Origin of the sequence: Companilactobacillus versmoldensis DSM 14857 = KCTC 3814, assembly GCF_001434295.1 — a bacterium.
Taxonomy (GTDB): domain Bacteria; phylum Bacillota; class Bacilli; order Lactobacillales; family Lactobacillaceae; genus Companilactobacillus; species Companilactobacillus versmoldensis.
Map to the genome: position 1 here is coordinate 1 of NZ_AZFA01000055.1, position 882 is coordinate 882.

Consider the following 882-nt stretch of genomic DNA (forward strand, 5'->3'; position numbering starts at 1 on the left):
CAAATATAGTTTCCATGAGAACTTAAGCAGTCGATATTCGATAGATTTCTTGTCATATTTTTTCATTGTCTGAACTCTAGTCTGGTTGAATGCCCGCGTCATCATGGCGATAATGTGGAATCGATCAACGACAATTTCTGCGTTTGGAAACATTTCCTTAACGATATCTTTATAGTAACTATTGAGATCCAGAGTTACGGTTTGAACCCGTTTTCGGGTATTGATATGGAATTTATTAAAGTACTCAATAATGCTTTTTTTATAGCGATCCGGCAAGATTTGTTGAATTTCATGGTTGCTGGCACCGTTAATACAGATAAAGTGTAATTGACCACCAACACCNNAACTTCATCCATCGCTAAATGCTCTGGTAAGTAATCATAATTCCGGCGGAATAAATCATCGTAATTATCTAAATAGCGACAAATTGTACTTGGTGATACACAATTATCTAAGGCGATGCTGGCCTGAGTCCGGTCGTCCTGCAAATGCATGAATATTTTCTGTCGTGTGGCTTGCGAAATGTTGCAATATTTATCAACTAGACTAGTGGATGCCATTATTGAAGCACCACAGTCTTTACAAACTAATCGTTCCTTATGCAGCTCAAGGTACACTGGCTCACTGGCATTGGCTGACGGGTACGAAGTACGCGCAATGTAGTGACCATTATGGTTCAGATGATTGAAACCACATTGGGGACATCTCACACAGTTAACTTTAACGTTGGCGATGTAAATCTTAGATTGTTTGTTTTTAATAGATTGGCTTTTATAAGCAAAAAAGTTAACGTTCTCGTCAGTTATGCTTAGGACGAACTTTATGGTATTATCAATAGGGTTCATGGGTTCTTATCTCCTTTAATGATGCTGTAGTGGGTGG

General features: G+C 38.5%; 1 protein-coding gene and 1 pseudogene. Both read right to left on the reverse strand.

Annotated elements, in window-relative coordinates:
- Positions 1-342: transposase (locus FC27_RS12115; protein WP_235807884.1), on the reverse strand; the 342-nt coding region annotated here is incomplete at both ends.
- 2 nt (positions 343-344) lie between these two features.
- Positions 345-845 (reverse strand): annotated as a pseudogene (locus FC27_RS12120) (ISL3 family transposase); the annotation flags it as partial.
- Positions 846-882: the final 37 nt, after the last annotated feature.